This window comes from Thiobacillus denitrificans ATCC 25259, assembly GCF_000012745.1.
Taxonomy (GTDB): domain Bacteria; phylum Pseudomonadota; class Gammaproteobacteria; order Burkholderiales; family Thiobacillaceae; genus Thiobacillus; species Thiobacillus denitrificans_B.
This window is the reverse complement of record NC_007404.1, coordinates 2,277,391-2,292,198: the sequence shown is the minus strand read 5'-3', so window position 1 is coordinate 2,292,198 and position 14,808 is coordinate 2,277,391. Positions and strand designations below refer to the sequence as shown.

At 64.7% G+C, this 14,808-nt stretch carries 16 protein-coding genes and 1 tRNA gene; 15 read left to right on the top strand and 2 right to left on the bottom strand.

From position 1 onward, the window contains the following. Nucleotides 1-13: 13 nt before the first annotated feature. The 15 genes from TBD_RS11110 to TBD_RS11040 all read left to right on the top strand — a co-directional run bounded on the left by TBD_RS11110 (nt 14) and on the right by TBD_RS11040 (nt 13,154). Complete coding sequence (locus TBD_RS11110; protein ID WP_238376449.1) at nt 14-1,480, top strand: GGDEF domain-containing protein; 1,467 nt, start codon at nt 14-16, stop codon at nt 1,478-1,480. 32 nt (nt 1,481-1,512) lie between these two features. After that, complete coding sequence (gene ruvB, locus TBD_RS11105; RefSeq protein ID WP_011312723.1) at nt 1,513-2,538, top strand: Holliday junction branch migration DNA helicase RuvB; 1,026 nt, start codon at nt 1,513-1,515, stop codon at nt 2,536-2,538. Between the two features lie 2 nt (nt 2,539-2,540). Continuing rightward, entirely contained in the window at nt 2,541-2,942 is a 402-nt protein-coding gene (ybgC, locus tag TBD_RS11100) for a tol-pal system-associated acyl-CoA thioesterase (RefSeq protein ID WP_011312722.1), read from the top strand. Next, on the top strand, nt 2,939-3,634 hold the full coding sequence (tolQ, locus tag TBD_RS11095) for a protein TolQ (RefSeq protein WP_011312721.1): 696 nt from the start codon (nt 2,939-2,941) through the stop codon (nt 3,632-3,634). Before ybgC ends, tolQ begins: the two co-directional genes overlap by 4 nt. Before the next feature lie 5 nt (nt 3,635-3,639). After that, entirely contained in the window at nt 3,640-4,050 is a 411-nt protein-coding gene (gene tolR / locus TBD_RS11090; protein WP_011312720.1) for a protein TolR, read from the top strand. Next, nucleotides 4,047-4,919, top strand: a complete 873-nt coding sequence (locus tag TBD_RS11085) for a cell envelope integrity protein TolA (RefSeq protein WP_011312719.1) — start codon at nt 4,047-4,049, stop codon at nt 4,917-4,919. The genes tolR and TBD_RS11085 overlap by 4 nt, the downstream gene beginning before the upstream one ends. A gap of 91 nt (nt 4,920-5,010) precedes the next feature. Further along, on the top strand, nt 5,011-6,294 hold the full coding sequence (tolB, locus tag TBD_RS11080; protein ID WP_011312718.1) for a Tol-Pal system beta propeller repeat protein TolB: 1,284 nt from the start codon (nt 5,011-5,013) through the stop codon (nt 6,292-6,294). An 89-nt stretch (nt 6,295-6,383) separates the two neighbouring features. After that, complete coding sequence (gene pal / locus TBD_RS11075) at nt 6,384-6,950, top strand: peptidoglycan-associated lipoprotein Pal (RefSeq protein ID WP_011312717.1); 567 nt, start codon at nt 6,384-6,386, stop codon at nt 6,948-6,950. Next, complete coding sequence (ybgF, locus tag TBD_RS11070) at nt 6,937-7,734, top strand: tol-pal system protein YbgF (RefSeq protein ID WP_011312716.1); 798 nt, start codon at nt 6,937-6,939, stop codon at nt 7,732-7,734. Before pal ends, ybgF begins: the two co-directional genes overlap by 14 nt. 45 nt (nt 7,735-7,779) lie before the next feature. Then, nucleotides 7,780-8,430 (top strand): 7-carboxy-7-deazaguanine synthase QueE, encoded by a 651-nt coding sequence (queE, locus tag TBD_RS11065; RefSeq protein WP_011312715.1) that lies wholly within the window; start codon nt 7,780-7,782, stop codon nt 8,428-8,430. Continuing rightward, nucleotides 8,427-9,101: a 7-cyano-7-deazaguanine synthase QueC gene (gene queC, locus TBD_RS11060; protein WP_011312714.1), complete on the top strand. Its 675-nt coding sequence runs from the start codon at nt 8,427-8,429 to the stop codon at nt 9,099-9,101. The genes queE and queC overlap by 4 nt, the downstream gene beginning before the upstream one ends. A 190-nt stretch (nt 9,102-9,291) precedes the next feature. Further along, nucleotides 9,292-10,554 carry a YeeE/YedE family protein gene (locus tag TBD_RS11055; protein ID WP_011312713.1) on the top strand — a complete coding sequence of 421 codons (1,263 nt, stop codon included), beginning with the start codon at nt 9,292-9,294 and terminating at the stop codon, nt 10,552-10,554. A 79-nt stretch (nt 10,555-10,633) separates the two neighbouring features. Next, nucleotides 10,634-10,709, top strand: a tRNA-Lys gene (locus TBD_RS11050). Between the two features lie 276 nt (nt 10,710-10,985). After that, nucleotides 10,986-11,321: a pilin gene (locus tag TBD_RS15245; protein ID WP_011312712.1), complete on the top strand. Its 336-nt coding sequence runs from the start codon at nt 10,986-10,988 to the stop codon at nt 11,319-11,321. A 189-nt stretch (nt 11,322-11,510) separates the two neighbouring features. Next, nucleotides 11,511-13,154 carry a tetratricopeptide repeat protein gene (locus TBD_RS11040; RefSeq protein WP_148203050.1) on the top strand — a complete coding sequence of 548 codons (1,644 nt, stop codon included), beginning with the start codon at nt 11,511-11,513 and terminating at the stop codon, nt 13,152-13,154. Here the strand turns inward: TBD_RS11040 and recX are convergent. After that, nucleotides 13,151-13,612 (bottom strand): recombination regulator RecX, encoded by a 462-nt coding sequence (gene recX / locus TBD_RS11035; protein ID WP_011312710.1) that lies wholly within the window; start codon nt 13,610-13,612, stop codon nt 13,151-13,153. The genes TBD_RS11040 and recX overlap by 4 nt on opposite strands. Next, nucleotides 13,590-14,639, bottom strand: coding sequence for a recombinase RecA (gene recA / locus TBD_RS11030; RefSeq protein ID WP_238376448.1), 1,050 nt, complete (start codon nt 14,637-14,639; stop codon nt 13,590-13,592). The genes recX and recA overlap by 23 nt, the downstream gene beginning before the upstream one ends. Between the last annotated feature and the right edge of the window lie 169 nt (nt 14,640-14,808).

The window sequence follows — 14,808 nt, the reverse complement described above, 5'->3', positions numbered from 1 at the left end:
CGCGACCGCCTCCTTGCGGCGCCATTTCGTATGGCTGCTGCTTGGGGTCGTGCTGATGCTGGTTGGGGGGGTGGGCCTGAGCCTGTGGTTCAGCCTGAAGGCCGAACGCCAGAACCGGGATGGGTTGCTGCGATTACACGCCGAAAGCGCGCGGGATGGCGTGAAGCGGCGTCTTGACCACTATCGCAGCCTGGTCGACAAGCTGGCGCGCGATCCCGAGCTGGAGGACCTGCTGCGCTTCGGTGGCTCGCCCGCCCCGCAGGACTGGGTCCAGTCGCGCCAGCCCCTGATCCCGGACTTGCACGGCTTGACCTTGCTCACGCCCGAGGGTGAGGTGCTGGGCGACGGGACGACCTTGCGGATCGGCCCGGACTGCCGCGCGGAACTGCGGTCCCGACAACCGCTTCGCGGCAGGAGACTGCACCTCCAGCGGGGCGTCGGCGGCCGCGACCATCTCGACCTGGTATCCGCCGTGCGCGGGGTCGATAACGAGCTGCTGGGCGGTGTTCTTCTGAGTATGCGACTGGATGCCCTGAAGCGGATTCTCGAAGAGGCCGCCCATCCCGGGCAGACCCTCACTCTGCTCGACGCCGCCGGCAAGACCGTCGTCAGCAACGGCGAGGTGGCTGACGCCGCCCACGAGGTCCGACTGGACGTGGGGGAAGGTGGCTGGACGCTGGTCGGGCGGATGCCGGGTCAGACCCTGACGCACAGCGGCAAGGCGCAGCTCATCGCCGGTGGCGCGACCCTGCTGGCCGTTCTGCTGCTACTGCAGGCGAGCATGCTGCACCTGCGCCGGGCGATGCTGCGGGATATCGACGCGACCCGCGACGCCCTGACCGCCTTGGCGCATGGCGAGCCGGTGCAGGCCATCGTGCCGCACTACGTCGAATTCGCGCCGACGGCTGGCGAGATCAACCTGATCGCCCTGCAGCTTCAGGCGCAGCGCGAGCAGCTGGAGCATCTGAGCCTGACCGATCCGCTGACCGGCTTGCCCAATCGCCGCGCATTCGAGACGCGGTTCCCGCAGGCGCTGGGATTCGCCGGGCGCGGCCTTCGCATTGCGCTGGTGCTGCTCGACATCGATTATTTCAAGCGCATCAATGACAGCTTCGGCCATGGTGTCGGCGACCAGGTGCTGCTCGCGCTGGCGCAGACGCTCAAGGCCCTGACCCGCCGTGCCGATCTGCCGGCGCGGCTGGCAGGCGACGAGTTCGTCATCCTGCTGGCCGATCTCGATACGGCCGGCGTGGCCTTGTGGTACCGGCGCCTGGCCGACCATTTCCGCAGCGAGCTCGCTGCCTTGGGCCTGGATATCCAGACCGGCATCAGCGCTGGGCAGACGTGGCTGCGCCGGACGTCGCGCGACACTATGAACGACGCGCTGGGCCGTGCCGACCGGGCCCTGTATCAAGCCAAGGCCAGCGGGCGCAATCAGATCGTCATCGACGCGCCGCTGGACGAAACCGGCGCAGGGTAGAATTCCCGCATGCCCGCTGTCCGCTGCGTTCCATGATCGAAACCGACCGCCTTATCGTACCGACCGCCGTCGGCCCGCAGGAAGAGCAGATCGAGCGCGCGCTGCGTCCGCGCACGCTCGCCGAATACGTGGGCCAGGCCAAGGCGCGCGAGCAGCTCGAGATTTTCATCCACGCCGCGAGAAAGCGCAGCGAGGCGCTCGACCACGTCCTGCTGTTCGGCCCGCCGGGGCTCGGCAAGACGACGCTCGCGCACATCATCGCGCGCGAAATGGGGGTCAACCTGCGCCAGACTTCGGGTCCGGTGCTCGAGCGCGCCGGCGACCTCGCGGCGCTGTTGACCAACCTCGAACCGCACGACGTGCTGTTCATCGACGAGATCCACCGTCTCTCGCCCGTAGTCGAGGAAGTGCTCTATCCCGCGCTCGAGGATTTCCAGATCGACATCATGATCGGGGAGGGACCGGCGGCGCGCTCGGTCAAACTCGACCTGCCGCCGTTCACGCTCGTTGGCGCGACGACGCGCGCAGGCATGCTGACCAACCCCCTGCGCGACCGTTTCGGCATCGTCGCGCGGCTCGAGTTCTATTCGGCCGAGGAGCTCGGCTACATCGTCCACCGTTCGGCCGGTCTGCTGCAGATGAACCTCGACGAGGCCGGCGCGCTCGAGATCGCGCGGCGCTCGCGCGGAACGCCGCGCATCGCCAACCGCCTGCTGCGGCGCGTCCGTGACTACGCGGAGGTCAAGGCGGGCGGAGAGGCGACCGGCGCGGTCGCCGATGCCGCCCTGGTGATGCTCGACGTCGACCGCGCCGGGCTCGACGTCATGGACCGCAAGCTGCTCGGCGCCGTGGTCGAGAAATTCATGGGCGGACCGGTCGGTCTCGACAATCTCGCGGCCGCGATCGGCGAAGAGCGCGACACGATCGAGGACGTGCTCGAACCCTATCTCATCCAGCAGGGCTATCTGCAGCGCACGCCGCGCGGCCGGGTCGCGACGCCGCTGGCTTACCGGCATCTCGGGATCGCCACGCCCGCCAGCGACGCCGAACTCTTCTGAGTATGACGTTTCGCTGGCCCATCCGCGTGTACTGGGAAGACACCGACGCCGGCGGGGTCGTCTACTACGCGAATTATCTGAAATTCATGGAGCGGGCGCGCAGCGAGTGGCTGCGTGCGCTCGGTTTCGAGCAGGACATGCTGCGCGACGCGCAGGGAATCGTCTTCGTCGTCCGCCGGGTCGAGATCGACTACCTGTCGCCGGCGCGCTTCAACGACGCGCTCGAGGTCTCGGCCGTCCTGCACAGCGCGGGCCGCGCGAGCCTGACGGTGCGCCAGGAACTCATGCGCGGCACGCAGCGTCTAGCTGAGGCCGTGGTGACGCTGGCCTGCGTCGACGTCGCGAATTTCAAACCCGTTAAAATGCCCGCAACGATACTTCAAGCCCTGAGCCCCACGCCGTGAACCCCGATATCAGTCAGGACCTGTCGCTGCTCCATCTCATCCTCAACGCCTCGCTGCCCGTGCAGATCGTGATGCTGCTTCTGCTTGGCGCATCGCTGATGTCGTGGTGGTACATCTTCATCAAGATGTTCGCGCTCAAGCGCGCGCTGCGCGTCACCGATCGCTTCGAGCACGAGTTCTGGGGCGGCGGCGACATTCATGCGATGTACGAAAGGGTCGCCGCCGGCCGTGAGGAAGCGAGCGAGATGGAGCGCATCTTCGAAGCCGGCTTTCGCGAGTTCATGAAGCTGCGCCAGCAGGCCGGGCTCTCGCTCAACGTCATCATCGACGGCACGCGACGGGCGATGCGCGCGAGCTATCAGCGCGAGCTCGACGCGCTCGAGTCGCATCTCGCGTTTCTCGCCACGGTCGGCTCGGTGTCGCCCTACGTGGGCCTGTTCGGCACGGTGTGGGGCATCATGCTGGCCTTCCAGGGCCTCGCGACCGTGGCGCAGGCGACGCTCGCCCAGGTCGCGCCGGGCATCGCCGAGGCGCTGATCGCGACCGCGATGGGGCTCTTTGCGGCGATCCCCGCGGTCGTCGGCTACAACCGCTACACCCACGACGTCGACCGTCTCGCCAACCGGATGGAGAGCTTCATGGAGGAGTTTTCCAACATCCTGCAGCGACAGGTCACGCAACGGCCCGCCTGAACGCGATGGCACGCTCGCGCAAACAGGTCGCCCAGATCAACGTCGTGCCGATGATCGACGTGATGTTGGTGCTGCTGGTGATCTTCATGGTCACCGCACCCTTCATCAACCCGGCCCAGGTCGAATTGCCGAGCGTCGGACAGACCTCGCAGACGCCGTCGCAGCCGCTCGAAATCATCATCAAGGAGTCGGGCGAGTACGTCCTGCGCGACCGCGCACAGGGCGGCGCCGAGCGCCAGGTGGGCGCGGCGGACCTGGCGGATGAGATCGCGGGCCTGCATCGCGCCTCGCCCGAGCAGGCCGTCGTCATCGCGGCCGACAAGAACGTCCGCTACGACGAAGTGATGAAGACCATGACGCTTCTTCAGCGCGAGCAGATCACGCGCATCGGCCTGCTCGCCCGGCCTGCGCCATGACGCGCGGCGACGGGCGTTTCGTCTCCCGCCCCGTGCCGAGGCTCGCCGCGGGACTTCTCGCGCTCGGCGTGCACCTGCTCTTCGTGTTGCTGCTCGTGTTCGGCGTGTCGTGGCAGACGCGGCATCCCGCGCCGGTAACGGTCGACCTCTGGGAATCGATCCCGCAACCGCCGGCACCCCGTCCACCCGTGCCGGCGCCGCCCCCGCCCGAGCCGCCGCAGCCCGCGCCGCGGCCGGTCCCCGAACCCGAAGTGAAGAATGAGCCCCCGCCGCCGAAGGCGCCCGACATCGCGCTCGAGAAGAAAAAGGCCGCGGCGGCGAAGGCGGCCGCGCTGGAAAAAGCCGCATTAGAAAAAGCGGCGCAGGAAAAGGCAGCGCAGGAAAAGGCAGCGCAGGAAAAGGCAGCGCAGCAAAAAGCTGAACAGGAAAAGGCCGCCGCGCAGAGAAAACGCGACCTGCTGCGGCAGATGGAGGAAGAGGACGCGATACGGCGGATGGCCGACGAAGAGGCGGCGAATCAGGCGCGTCTGCTGAAGCAGGCGGAAGCGAAAGCGGCCGCCGGCGCGCGGCAGAGCGAAATCGCCCGTCTCGTCGGGCAGCATCGCGATCTCATCAGCGCCAAGGTGCGCGGCAATACGCGCCTGCCCGACAACCTGGCCGGCAATCCCGAAGTGCGATGCCTGGTCAGGCTGCTTCCGACAGGCGAAGTGCAGAGCGTGCGGGTGACGCGTTCGAGCGGCAACCCCGCGTACGACGACGCCGTCAAGCGCGCGATCGAGAAATCCTCGCCTTTGCCCTTGCCCGCCGACCGCGATGCGCGGGCCGAGTTCGTGCCGGAACTTTCCTTCGTACATCGCCCTAAGGAGTGAGCTGTAGCGCCCCGTGGGGCGCCACGCCGCCGCCGGCCTGGCCTGAAGGCCTGTGCTAAACTCACCCGCCAACCCTGTGCTAGCGAACAAGATGCCTGTATCCCTGTTGCGTGCCCTCCTGGTTTTTTCCCTGCTGTGCCTGGGTCTGAGCGCCACGCGCGCTGCTCACGCCGCGATGGAGATCGAAGTCGTCGGCGGTGCCGCGAACAAGATCGCGATCGCGATGGTGCCCTTCCAGACCGCTGCGGGTCAGCCTTCGCCGCCGCTCACGCAGATCGTCGCCGACGATCTCGCGCGCAGCGGACAGTTCAGCATGACCGACGTCACCGGTGCGGCGCAGCCGGTCGAGCCGTCCCAGGTGGACTATGCGGCGTGGCGGACCAAGGGCGCGGAAGCGATGGTCATCGGGCAGGTCGTCGCGCTGGGCGGCGGGCGTTTCGAAGTACGCTTCAGATTGCTCGACGTCGTCAAGGGCACGCAACTCGCAGGCTATAGCTACAAGATCACGGCGGCGCAGTGGCGCGCCACGGGCCATCGAATCGCCGATGTCGTGTACGAAAAATTGACCGGCATCCCCGGCGCGTTCAGCAGCCGCATCGCCTACGTGCAGAAGCAGGGCAAGCGTTACGAACTGCGCGTCGCCGACGCCGACGGGCAGAATCCGCGCACGATCGTGCGTTCGCTCGAGCCCTTGATTTCGCCGATGTTTTCGCCCGACGGCACGCGTCTCGCCTACGTGTCCTTCGAGGACAAGAAGCCCGTGGTGTACGTGCAGTCGCTGCAGCAGGGCGGACGGCGCAAGGTCGCCGCGTTCAAGGGTTCCAATTCGGCGCCGGCCTGGTCGCCCGACGGCCGGCAGCTCGCGGTCGTGCTGACCCGCGACGGGGCGTCGCAGATCTACCTGATCAACGTCGACGGCAGCGGCCTCACACGTCTCATGCGAAGCGGCGACATCGACACCGAACCGGTATTCTCGCCGGACGGGCAGACGCTTTATTTCACGTCCGATCGCGGGGGCAGTCCGCAGATTTACCGCGTCGCGAAAAGCGGCGGCGACGCGAAGCGGGTGAGCTTCGAGGGCAGTTACAATGTTTCGCCGACGATCAGCCCGGACGGACGCTATCTTGCATACATCAGCCGCGACGGCGGGCGCTTTCGCGTCGTGCTGCAGGAACTTGCCTCCGGACAGACGCGTGTGCTGACCGAAACGACGCGCGACGAGGCGCCGAGCTTCGCGCCGAACGGGCAGGCCGTGCTGTACGCGACGGTGCAGGGCGGACGCGGCGTGCTCGGAACCGTCACCCTCGACGGCAAAACGCGCGCCCGCCTCTCGGAATCCGGCGTCGACGCGCGCGAGCCTGCGTGGGGGCCGTAGGTGTTGGCTTGAGTTTGGGAGGGTTGGGCAGCCATCCGCTTGCGGAAGCTGAACTGCCCATACATTGTTTTCATTAAAAGGAGAGATCCATGAAGAAGATTGCTATCCCCGTCCTGCTGGCCCTGGTCCTGTCCGCATGTGGCACCACCGGCAGCAAGGACGCGACCGTCGAAGATCGTACCGGCGGCTCGAGTGTCACGACGGTCGACAAGGTTGGGGCCGGCGCCGAGAGCACCGGCGTTGACGGCGCAGGCGTCGAGGGGAGCGCGCTGCCGGGCGATCAGGCCGCGGGCGATCCGCGCAAGGAGCCGGCCAACGCCTTGTCCAAGCGCAGCGTCTTTTTCGATTTCGACAGCTTTGTCGTCAAGGATGAATACCGCCCGGTCCTCGAAGCACACGCCGGTTACCTCGCGTCGAAGCGCGACGCACGCATCACGCTGCAGGGCAACGCCGACGAGCGGGGCAGCCGCGAATACAACCTCGCCCTGGGACAGAAGCGCGCCGAAGCGGTGCGCAAGGCGCTGGCCGTGCTCGGCGTGAGCGACGCGCAGATGGAAGCGATCAGCTTCGGTGAGGAAAAGCCGCGCAACGAGGCCGATACGGAAGAGGCCTACGCCGAAAATCGCCGTACCGACATCGTCTATGGCGACGAATAAGGGGCGCCTGCGCTTCTCCGGCGTTTTCCTCGCGTCGGCCGTCGCGCTGGCGACGCCGGCGTCCGCGGCCCTGTTCGGCGACAGCGAACTCGCGCGCCAGACCCAGGCGCTGCAGCAACGGGTCGAGGCGCTCGACGCCCGTCTGGCCAAGCTCGAGACCGCGATGCAGCAGAACTCGAAGCTGCTCGACGTGCAGCAGGAAGTCGAGCGTCTCAAGGCCGAAGTCGCCCGGCTGCGCGGTCAGGCCGAAGTTCAGGTACACCAGCTCGACACGCTGGCGAAGCGGCAAAGCGATCTCTACGCCGACCTTGACCAGCGCGTCGGTGAGATGGCGAAGGCGGCAGCGCCGGCCGCAGCCGCAAGCACTGCAGCGCCCGGCGACGCGGCGTCGGCCGCTGCGCCCGACGCCGTCTCCGAATCGCGCGCCTACGAGGCTGCGCTGGGCCAGTTCCGCCAAGGCAAATACGAAGACGCGATCGCGAGCTTCAAGGGTTTCCTGAAGACGTATCCGGCCAGCACGCTCGCGGCCAACGCGCAATACTGGGTCGGTTACGCCTATTACGCGCTGAAGGACTACAAGGCGGCGCTCGCGCAACAGCAGAAGCTCGTTGCGGCGTATCCCGCGAGCCCGAAAGTGCCGGACGCGCTGCTCAATATGGCGACCAGCCAGATCGCGCTGGACGACATGGCCGGTGCCCGCAAGACGCTCGAGCAGATCGTCGCGAAGCATCCAGGCACGAATGCCGCGGCCCTCGCCGAACGCCGGCTGGCCGTCCTTAAATAGACTCCTCCGCAGCGTCTTCGCGGCGCTGCGCCCGATACGCCCGCCGTGCTCGCTCCGCCCACGCTTCGCATCACCGAGATCTTCCTTTCGCTCCAGGGCGAGACCAGCCGCACCGGTCTTGCGACCGTCTTCGTGCGCCTCGCCGGCTGCCCCTTGCGCTGTCGCTGGTGCGATACGACCTATAGTTTCCAGGGCGGCGAGACCGTGTCACTCGACGAGGTCCTCGCGCGTGTCGCGGGGTTCGGCGTCTCCGTCGTCTGTGTGACCGGCGGCGAACCGCTCGCACAAAAGAATTGCCTGCCGCTGCTTGCGCGCCTGTGCGACGCTGGGTATTCGGTGTCCCTCGAGACGAGCGGCGCGCTCGACGTGAGCGCGGTCGACCCGCGCGTGTCGCGCATCGTCGACGTCAAGCCGCCCGAGTCGGGCGAGGTCGCCCGCAACCGCTGGGAGAACCTCGCCCATCTCGGCGCGCACGACGAGATCAAATTCGTGCTCGCCGACCGCGCGGACTACGAGTGGGCGCGCGAGGTGCTGCGCGAACGCGCGCTCGAGCGGGTATGCCCGGTCCTGTTTTCGCCGGTGCAGGGCGAACTCGCGCCGGCGCAACTCGCCGAGTGGATCCTCGCCGACCGCCTGCCGGTGCGGATGCAGGTGCAGCTGCACAAGCTGTTGTGGGGCAGCGCCCCGGGCCGATGAAGCCGTGTGCGATCGTCCTCTTGTCGGGTGGCCTCGATTCCGCCACCGCGCTCGCGATGGCGCGCGAGGCGGGCTTTGCCTGCCACGCCCTGAGCCTCGATTACGGCCAGCGTCACACCGCCGAACTCGCCGCCGCGGCGCGCCTTGCCGCGCAGCTCGGCGCGGTCGAGCATCGCGTGATCCGTCTCGGCCTCGGCGACTTCGGTGGTTCGGCGCTGACCGACGCGTCGATCGCCGTGCCCGAGAGTCCTGTCGCGGGCATTCCCGTCACCTATGTGCCCGCCCGCAATACCGTCATGCTCGCCCTCGCGCTGGCGTGGGCCGAGGTGCTCGGCGCGCGCGACATCTTCATCGGCGTCAACGCCGTCGACTATTCGGGCTATCCGGACTGCCGTCCCGAATTCATCGAGGCTTTCGAGCGCATGGCGAATCTGGCAACCAAGGCCGGCGTCGAAGGTGCGCAACTCCGTATCCACGCCCCCCTGCAACACCTCTCGAAAGCCGAGATCATCCATCGCGGGACGGCGCTCGGTGTCGACTACGCGCAAACGGTGAGCTGTTACCAGGCCGACGCCGAAGGGCGCGCCTGCGGACGCTGCGACGCCTGTCGCCTCAGGCGTGAGGGGTTTCTTGCCGCCGGCTTGGCCGACCCCACGCGATACGCCCGGTGACCTGAATCCGAAGGCCGGTCCGGCGGCCCGGCGAAGTGGTCGGAGCCGCGAAGGCGGCCGATTTGGGGCGCATGGACGGCCGCTAATGGTACTTATTATCCAGCCTGGCCTTGGCGCGAACGCATTATGATTCTGCCTTTGGCAGAGCACGCGGCAGCAGCTCGCCTCCCCGACGAGAGGAGACAGACTCATGACTTATGAAGATTTCGCAAGCGCCCAATCGTTCTTACTGTGGTCGACCTTCGCGGTCGCCCTCGTCATGGGCGCGGTCGTCAACAAGACCAATTTCTGCACCATGGGCGCCGTGTCCGACTGGGTCAACATGGGCGACACCGGACGCATGCGCGCCTGGGTCCTCGCGATCGCGGTCGGCGTGCTCGGCGTCATGGGCCTCGAGGCCGCCGGTCTCGTGAATGTCACGAATACCTTCCCACCGTACCGCCAGAACAATTTCCCCTGGCTCGAAAACCTGCTCGGCGGCGCGCTCTTCGGAATAGGCATGGTGCTCGCCTCGGGTTGCGGCAACAAGACCCTGGTCCGCATCGGCGGCGGCAACCTCAAGTCGGTCATGGTGTTCCTGGTCATCGCCGTGATCGCCTATTTCATGATCAACCCCTTCCCGGGCAGCGACAAGACCCTGTACTCGACGCTGTTCTACGGCTGGACCAACCCGACCGCCGTCTCCTTGACCACCAACCAGGATCTCGGCGCGATGCTGTTCGCGGAGAACGCCGACACCGGCCGCATGGTCATGGGCGCGGTCATCGGCGGCCTGCTGCTGATCTGGGCGTTCAAGTCGGCCGAATTCCGCAGCAGCTTCGACAACATCCTCGGCGGCCTCGTCGTCGGCCTCGCCGTGCTTGCGGCCTGGTATATCACGAGCAACGTCATGGTCGACGCTGACGGCGAGATCATGTCGCTGCAGACCTACGTGCAGGACTGGGACCTCTACGCGCCCGCCGATGCGGTTCGCCCCGCCGCCGCCGGCCCGCTCGCCTCGCAGTCGTTCACCTTCATCAACCCGATGGGCCAGTCTCTTGGCTACGCGACCAACGGCTTCGACCGCACTCTGCTCACCTTTGGCATCATGGCGCTCGCCGGCGTCGTCGCCGGCTCGCTGCTGTGGGCGCTCATTTCGCGCAGCTTCCGCTTCGAATGGTTCGCCTCGGTGCGCGACTTCTTCAATCATCTCGTCGGTGCAGTCCTCATGGGCTTCGGCGGCGTTCTCGCCATGGGCTGCACGATCGGTCAGGGCGTCACGGGCTTCTCCACCCTGGCGATCGGGTCCATTCTGACCTTCGTCGCGATCGTGCTTGGCAGCGCCGTGACGATGAAAGTGCAGTACTACAAGATGGTGTACGAGAGCGAGGCGACCTTCCTCAAGGCCTTCGTCACCGCGCTCGCCGACCTTCGGCTGCTGCCGGCCGGAATGCGCAAGCTGGAAGCGGTTTAAAGCACATCCGGCTTTGACGACGATTCAAAATTAAGTATAATTTCGGGCTTTGCCGGACACCAAACGTGTCAGACAAAGCGGGTCGGTAGCTCAGCCGGTAGAGCAGCGGACTTTTAATCCGTTGGTCGCGAGTTCGAATCTCGCCCGACCCACCAAATCTAAAAAAGCCACGCGCAAGCGTGGCTTTTTTCTTTCCCGGACCTGACGGAAATTGTCACTGCATGCCGCTGCGGGCAGGCGTGTGCGGGGATGGGTCGCCCCTCTGAATCCTGCGCCGCTCGCCCAAACACAGTGAAAGCCGCGCCTGGCTTGGGATCAGCCCTTGGAGCGGGGTGAAGCTTCTTTTTTCCTAAAGTTGGCACGGCGTCTGCTCGTTAATGCGTCAGACACGGCAACTCGTGTTTACCTGCCCCCATCCAAGGAGATATCAAATGCGCAAGATTCAAAAAGGCTTCACCCTGATCGAACTGATGATCGTCGTGGCGATTATCGGTATTCTGGCCGCCGTGGCCATTCCTGCTTACAGTCAGTATGTCGACAAGTCGAAGGTCAGTGCCTGCAAGGCCGAGGCTGTGGCTTACGCCCGTATCGCCCTCGCCGAAGCATCCCAGAACAACTCGATTCCCGCTGCCAACGTGGCAGCCTGTGCGACTATCGACGACACCACGGCGGGCAAGAATAAAACGGTCTATGCGGCCTTTACCGCGACTGCAAAGGACAGCAAACCCACCACTATTAGCTGCGATGCCAACGCCAACTGTAAGTAAGTCTTCTGCGTTCAAAAAAGCCCCTCTTCGGAGGGGCTTTTTTGTCTGGGGCACTGTGAGCAGATGTTGCGGACCGAGGGGATCGGGGAATGTGCAAACGGTTTCACCTTGATACGATGGAAAGACCGCCGCTGCGACCATCAGCGATTCTGATTCGGTCGCGCTATGCCGATATTCTATGAGGTGAATATGATCGATCGCCTAAAAGGACTGATCCCGTTTCTACTGCTAGGTGCGACTTTCGCCCTGTACTGGCCTTCGCTCGACTATGCGCCTTTTTTTGACGATACGAATTTCTTCGAGCGAGGGGGACTTGATAAGGTTTTCCTGAACGGCTTCTCGTTTGCGCCTCGATGGCTCCCTTATTTCATGACGGCCTGGGTCGACCTGATTTTTGAAGACCCTCTATTCGTCCAGCGCTTTCTGAACGTATGCCTGCATCTGGCTACGGCTTTTGTGCTGCACAAGCTTATTCGGCAGGTGGCGGATCATGTTGCTCCGCATCCAAACAATAGACGCGCCGCCTTGGCGGCGGCCTTGCTCTTCTTGCTGCATCCGGCAGCTGTCTACGCGGTCGGGTACCTGATCCAGCGAACAATCCTGATGGCCACGCTGTTCGGCCTGTTGGCGTTGAGCGCGTATTTCGACGGTCTGGTGACGCGCAAGAAAGCGTTTTTCATTTTTTCTGCCTTCTTTTATTTGCTTTCGAGTTTCAGCAAGGAACACGCGGTCACGATCCCTGCTGCGGCGCTGGCGCTGACGACATTGGCGGCGCCGCTGACGCGGCAGACGATGCGTCGGCTGATACTGCCGGCAGCCCTGTACCTGGGGATCGCGATCCTGGTTGTGGTCAAGATGCGCGGTCTCCTCGGGACCACCTATGAGCCTTTCGCGGCAGCGCTCGTGCACCAGCAGGGTGGAAGCGAGAGCGTGCCGTCCTTGTGGGCACTGAGCGCCCTGACCCAAGCCTCGCTTTTTTTCAAATACCTCGGTCTGATGCTCATGCCTTATCCGGGCTGGATGTCCATCGACATACGCGTTCCCTTTGCACAGCATTTTGCGCAGCCAAAGTACTTGGTGGGCCTCTTCGCGCTAGCCACGTACGCCTTGACTACGCTGGTCTGGCTGCTGAAGGGGGGACGGCGCGGTCTTGTGGGATACGCGCTATTGGCACCTTTGCTTCTGTTCGTAGTCGAGTTTTCGACCGTGAAAATCCAGGAGCCCTTCGTGCTTTACCGGTCCTATTTATGGCTGGCGCCATTGTTTATCGCGATGCCCGTGCTCACTTATAGGCTTTCCAACGGTATGTTTTGGTCGTTGGCCTTGAGCGTCGCACTGGCTTTCGCGTGGGTGTCCAGTGACCGGCTTCAGACTTTTTCCAGTACCTATGCGCTATGGGACGATGCGGCGAAAAAATTGCCGGACGAGCGGGTGCTGGGCTCGGCGCGTGTATACGCGAATCGCGGCGGGCTGCGAATGGAGCGTGGCGATTTCGGTGGTGCGGTGGATGACTTTACCCGAGCGTTGCGGGCAGATCCCGGGTATCGGGAGGCGCTCAAGGGACGGGCGTTCGCACACATGAAGCGCGGAGACCACTCGCGCGCGCTTGCCGATGCGACGGCCTTGATCCGGCTTGACCCAAGCAGACGGGACAGTTATATCGCGCGCGGGCACGTTTACAAGGATCAAGGTGACTGGCGGCTGGCAAAGGCTGACTTCGAATACGGCTGCGCTGGAATGCGATTTCCAGCTGCTTGCATGGCCGTTCTCACGCGAGACTCCGAGAAGAGCGACCCTGCTGCCCAACGTGGGAAGCCGTTAGGGGAGGTCTAGATGACCTTCGCCGAATCGACGATCTGGCGAACGACGTCCAGCGTAAACCCCCGACTCTGAAGAAACCGCATCTGCTTCATTTTCTCGGCAGCGTCGGCAGGGGCGCCTGCGTACTTTCGCCGCCACACCGCTCGTGCACGTTCGAGTTCGTTGTCCGCGGTGTCGGCGAGCACTGTAGCGATCAGCTCTTCGGCGACACCGCGCTGCCTGAGTTCGTAGGCCAGCTTCATGCTCCCGGCCTTGGCTTGGTGATCGGCCACCCAACTCTCAGCAAACCGCCGGTCCGACAACCAGTTCTTTTCTTCAAACTCATCGAGCAGAGGCGCGATTTCCTCAATGACAAACCCCGCCTGCTCGAGCTTGCGCGCCAGTTCCCAACGGCTATGCTCGCGCCGCGCCAGATAGCGCAGCGCGCGCTCACGCAACTCGCTCGGCTCAGGCCTCGACTTCGTCTTCATCCTCGACCGCGATCGTGGGGTTGTTGACGCCGACGGCAGCGCGAACCTTGGCCTCGATCTCGTGCGCGATTTCCGGGTGTTCTTTTAGGAATTCGCGCGCGTTGTCCTTGCCCTGGCCGATCTTTTCGCCGTTGTAGGCGTACCAGGCGCCGGACTTGTCGACGAGTTTGTGGGCGACGCCGAGTTCGATGATCTCGCCTTCGCGCGAGATGCCCTGGCCGTAGAGGATGTCGAAGTAGGCTTCCTTGAACGGCGGCGAGACCTTGTTCTTGACGACCTTGACCTTGGTTTCGTTGCCGATGATCTCGTCGCCCTTCTTGATCGCGCCGGTGCGGCGGATGTCGAGGCGCACGCTGGCGTAGAACTTGAGTGCATTGCCGCCGGTAGTCGTCTCGGGGTTGCCGAACATGACGCCGATCTTCATGCGAATTTGATTAATAAAGATGACCAGCGTATTCGTCCGCTTGATGTTGGCGGTGAGCTTGCGCAGGGCCTGGCTCATCAGCCGCGCCTGGAGCCCCATGTGTGAGTCGCCCATCTCGCCTTCGATTTCGGCCTTCGGCGTCAAGGCGGCGACCGAGTCGACGACGACGACGTCGACGCTGCCCGAGCGCACCAGCATGTCGGCGATTTCGAGCGCCTGTTCGCCGGTGTCGGGTTGCGAGACCAGCAGGTTGTCGACGTCGACGCCGAGCTTGTGCGCGTAGCTCGGATCGAGCGCGTGTTCGGCGTCGATGAACGCGGCAGTGCCGCCCATTTTTTGCATTTCGGCGATGACCTGCAGCGTGAGCGTGGTCTTGCCGGACGACTCCGGGCCGTAGATCTCGATCACGCGGCCGCGCGGCAGGCCGCCGACGCCGAGCGCGATGTCGAGTCCGAGCGAGCCGGTGGAGACGGCCTGGATGTCGCGCGAAACGTCATGGTCGCCCAAGCGCATGACCGAGCCCTTGCCGAACTGCTTTTCGATCTGTCCGAGCGCGGCGGCGAGTGCCTTCGATTTGTCGTCTGTCAATGCGGGGGATGCCATGGTTCTCTCTCCTGGGTTTAAATGGAAGCGGAGCAGCGTCCGCATGCCGTGAATGTAGGAGATACATTTCGTGGTGTCAATAAAAAATATCACCTGTATAGAAAATACTGTCTAATCGTTCCGTATAGGCGTGGTGCGGCCCTATAATCCCAGGCCACGACCGCAAGCG

Coding starts and splice junctions, on each gene's coding strand:
- ybgF (WP_011312716.1), top strand. CDS start 6,937: ATGGCGACGAATAAGGGGCGCCTGCGCTTCTCCGGCGTTTTCCTCGCG.
- ruvB (WP_011312723.1), top strand. CDS start 1,513: ATGATCGAAACCGACCGCCTTATCGTACCGACCGCCGTCGGCCCGCAG.
- pal (WP_011312717.1), top strand. CDS start 6,384: ATGAAGAAGATTGCTATCCCCGTCCTGCTGGCCCTGGTCCTGTCCGCA.
- recX (WP_011312710.1), bottom strand. CDS start 13,612: ATGAAGACGAAGTCGAGGCCTGAGCCGAGCGAGTTGCGTGAGCGCGCG.
- ybgC (WP_011312722.1), top strand. CDS start 2,541: ATGACGTTTCGCTGGCCCATCCGCGTGTACTGGGAAGACACCGACGCC.
- tolB (WP_011312718.1), top strand. CDS start 5,011: ATGCCTGTATCCCTGTTGCGTGCCCTCCTGGTTTTTTCCCTGCTGTGC.
- recA (WP_238376448.1), bottom strand. CDS start 14,639: ATGGCATCCCCCGCATTGACAGACGACAAATCGAAGGCACTCGCCGCC.
- TBD_RS11040 (WP_148203050.1), top strand. CDS start 11,511: ATGATCGATCGCCTAAAAGGACTGATCCCGTTTCTACTGCTAGGTGCG.
- TBD_RS11055 (WP_011312713.1), top strand. CDS start 9,292: ATGACTTATGAAGATTTCGCAAGCGCCCAATCGTTCTTACTGTGGTCG.
- TBD_RS11085 (WP_011312719.1), top strand. CDS start 4,047: ATGACGCGCGGCGACGGGCGTTTCGTCTCCCGCCCCGTGCCGAGGCTC.
- tolR (WP_011312720.1), top strand. CDS start 3,640: ATGGCACGCTCGCGCAAACAGGTCGCCCAGATCAACGTCGTGCCGATG.
- TBD_RS15245 (WP_011312712.1), top strand. CDS start 10,986: ATGCGCAAGATTCAAAAAGGCTTCACCCTGATCGAACTGATGATCGTC.
- queC (WP_011312714.1), top strand. CDS start 8,427: ATGAAGCCGTGTGCGATCGTCCTCTTGTCGGGTGGCCTCGATTCCGCC.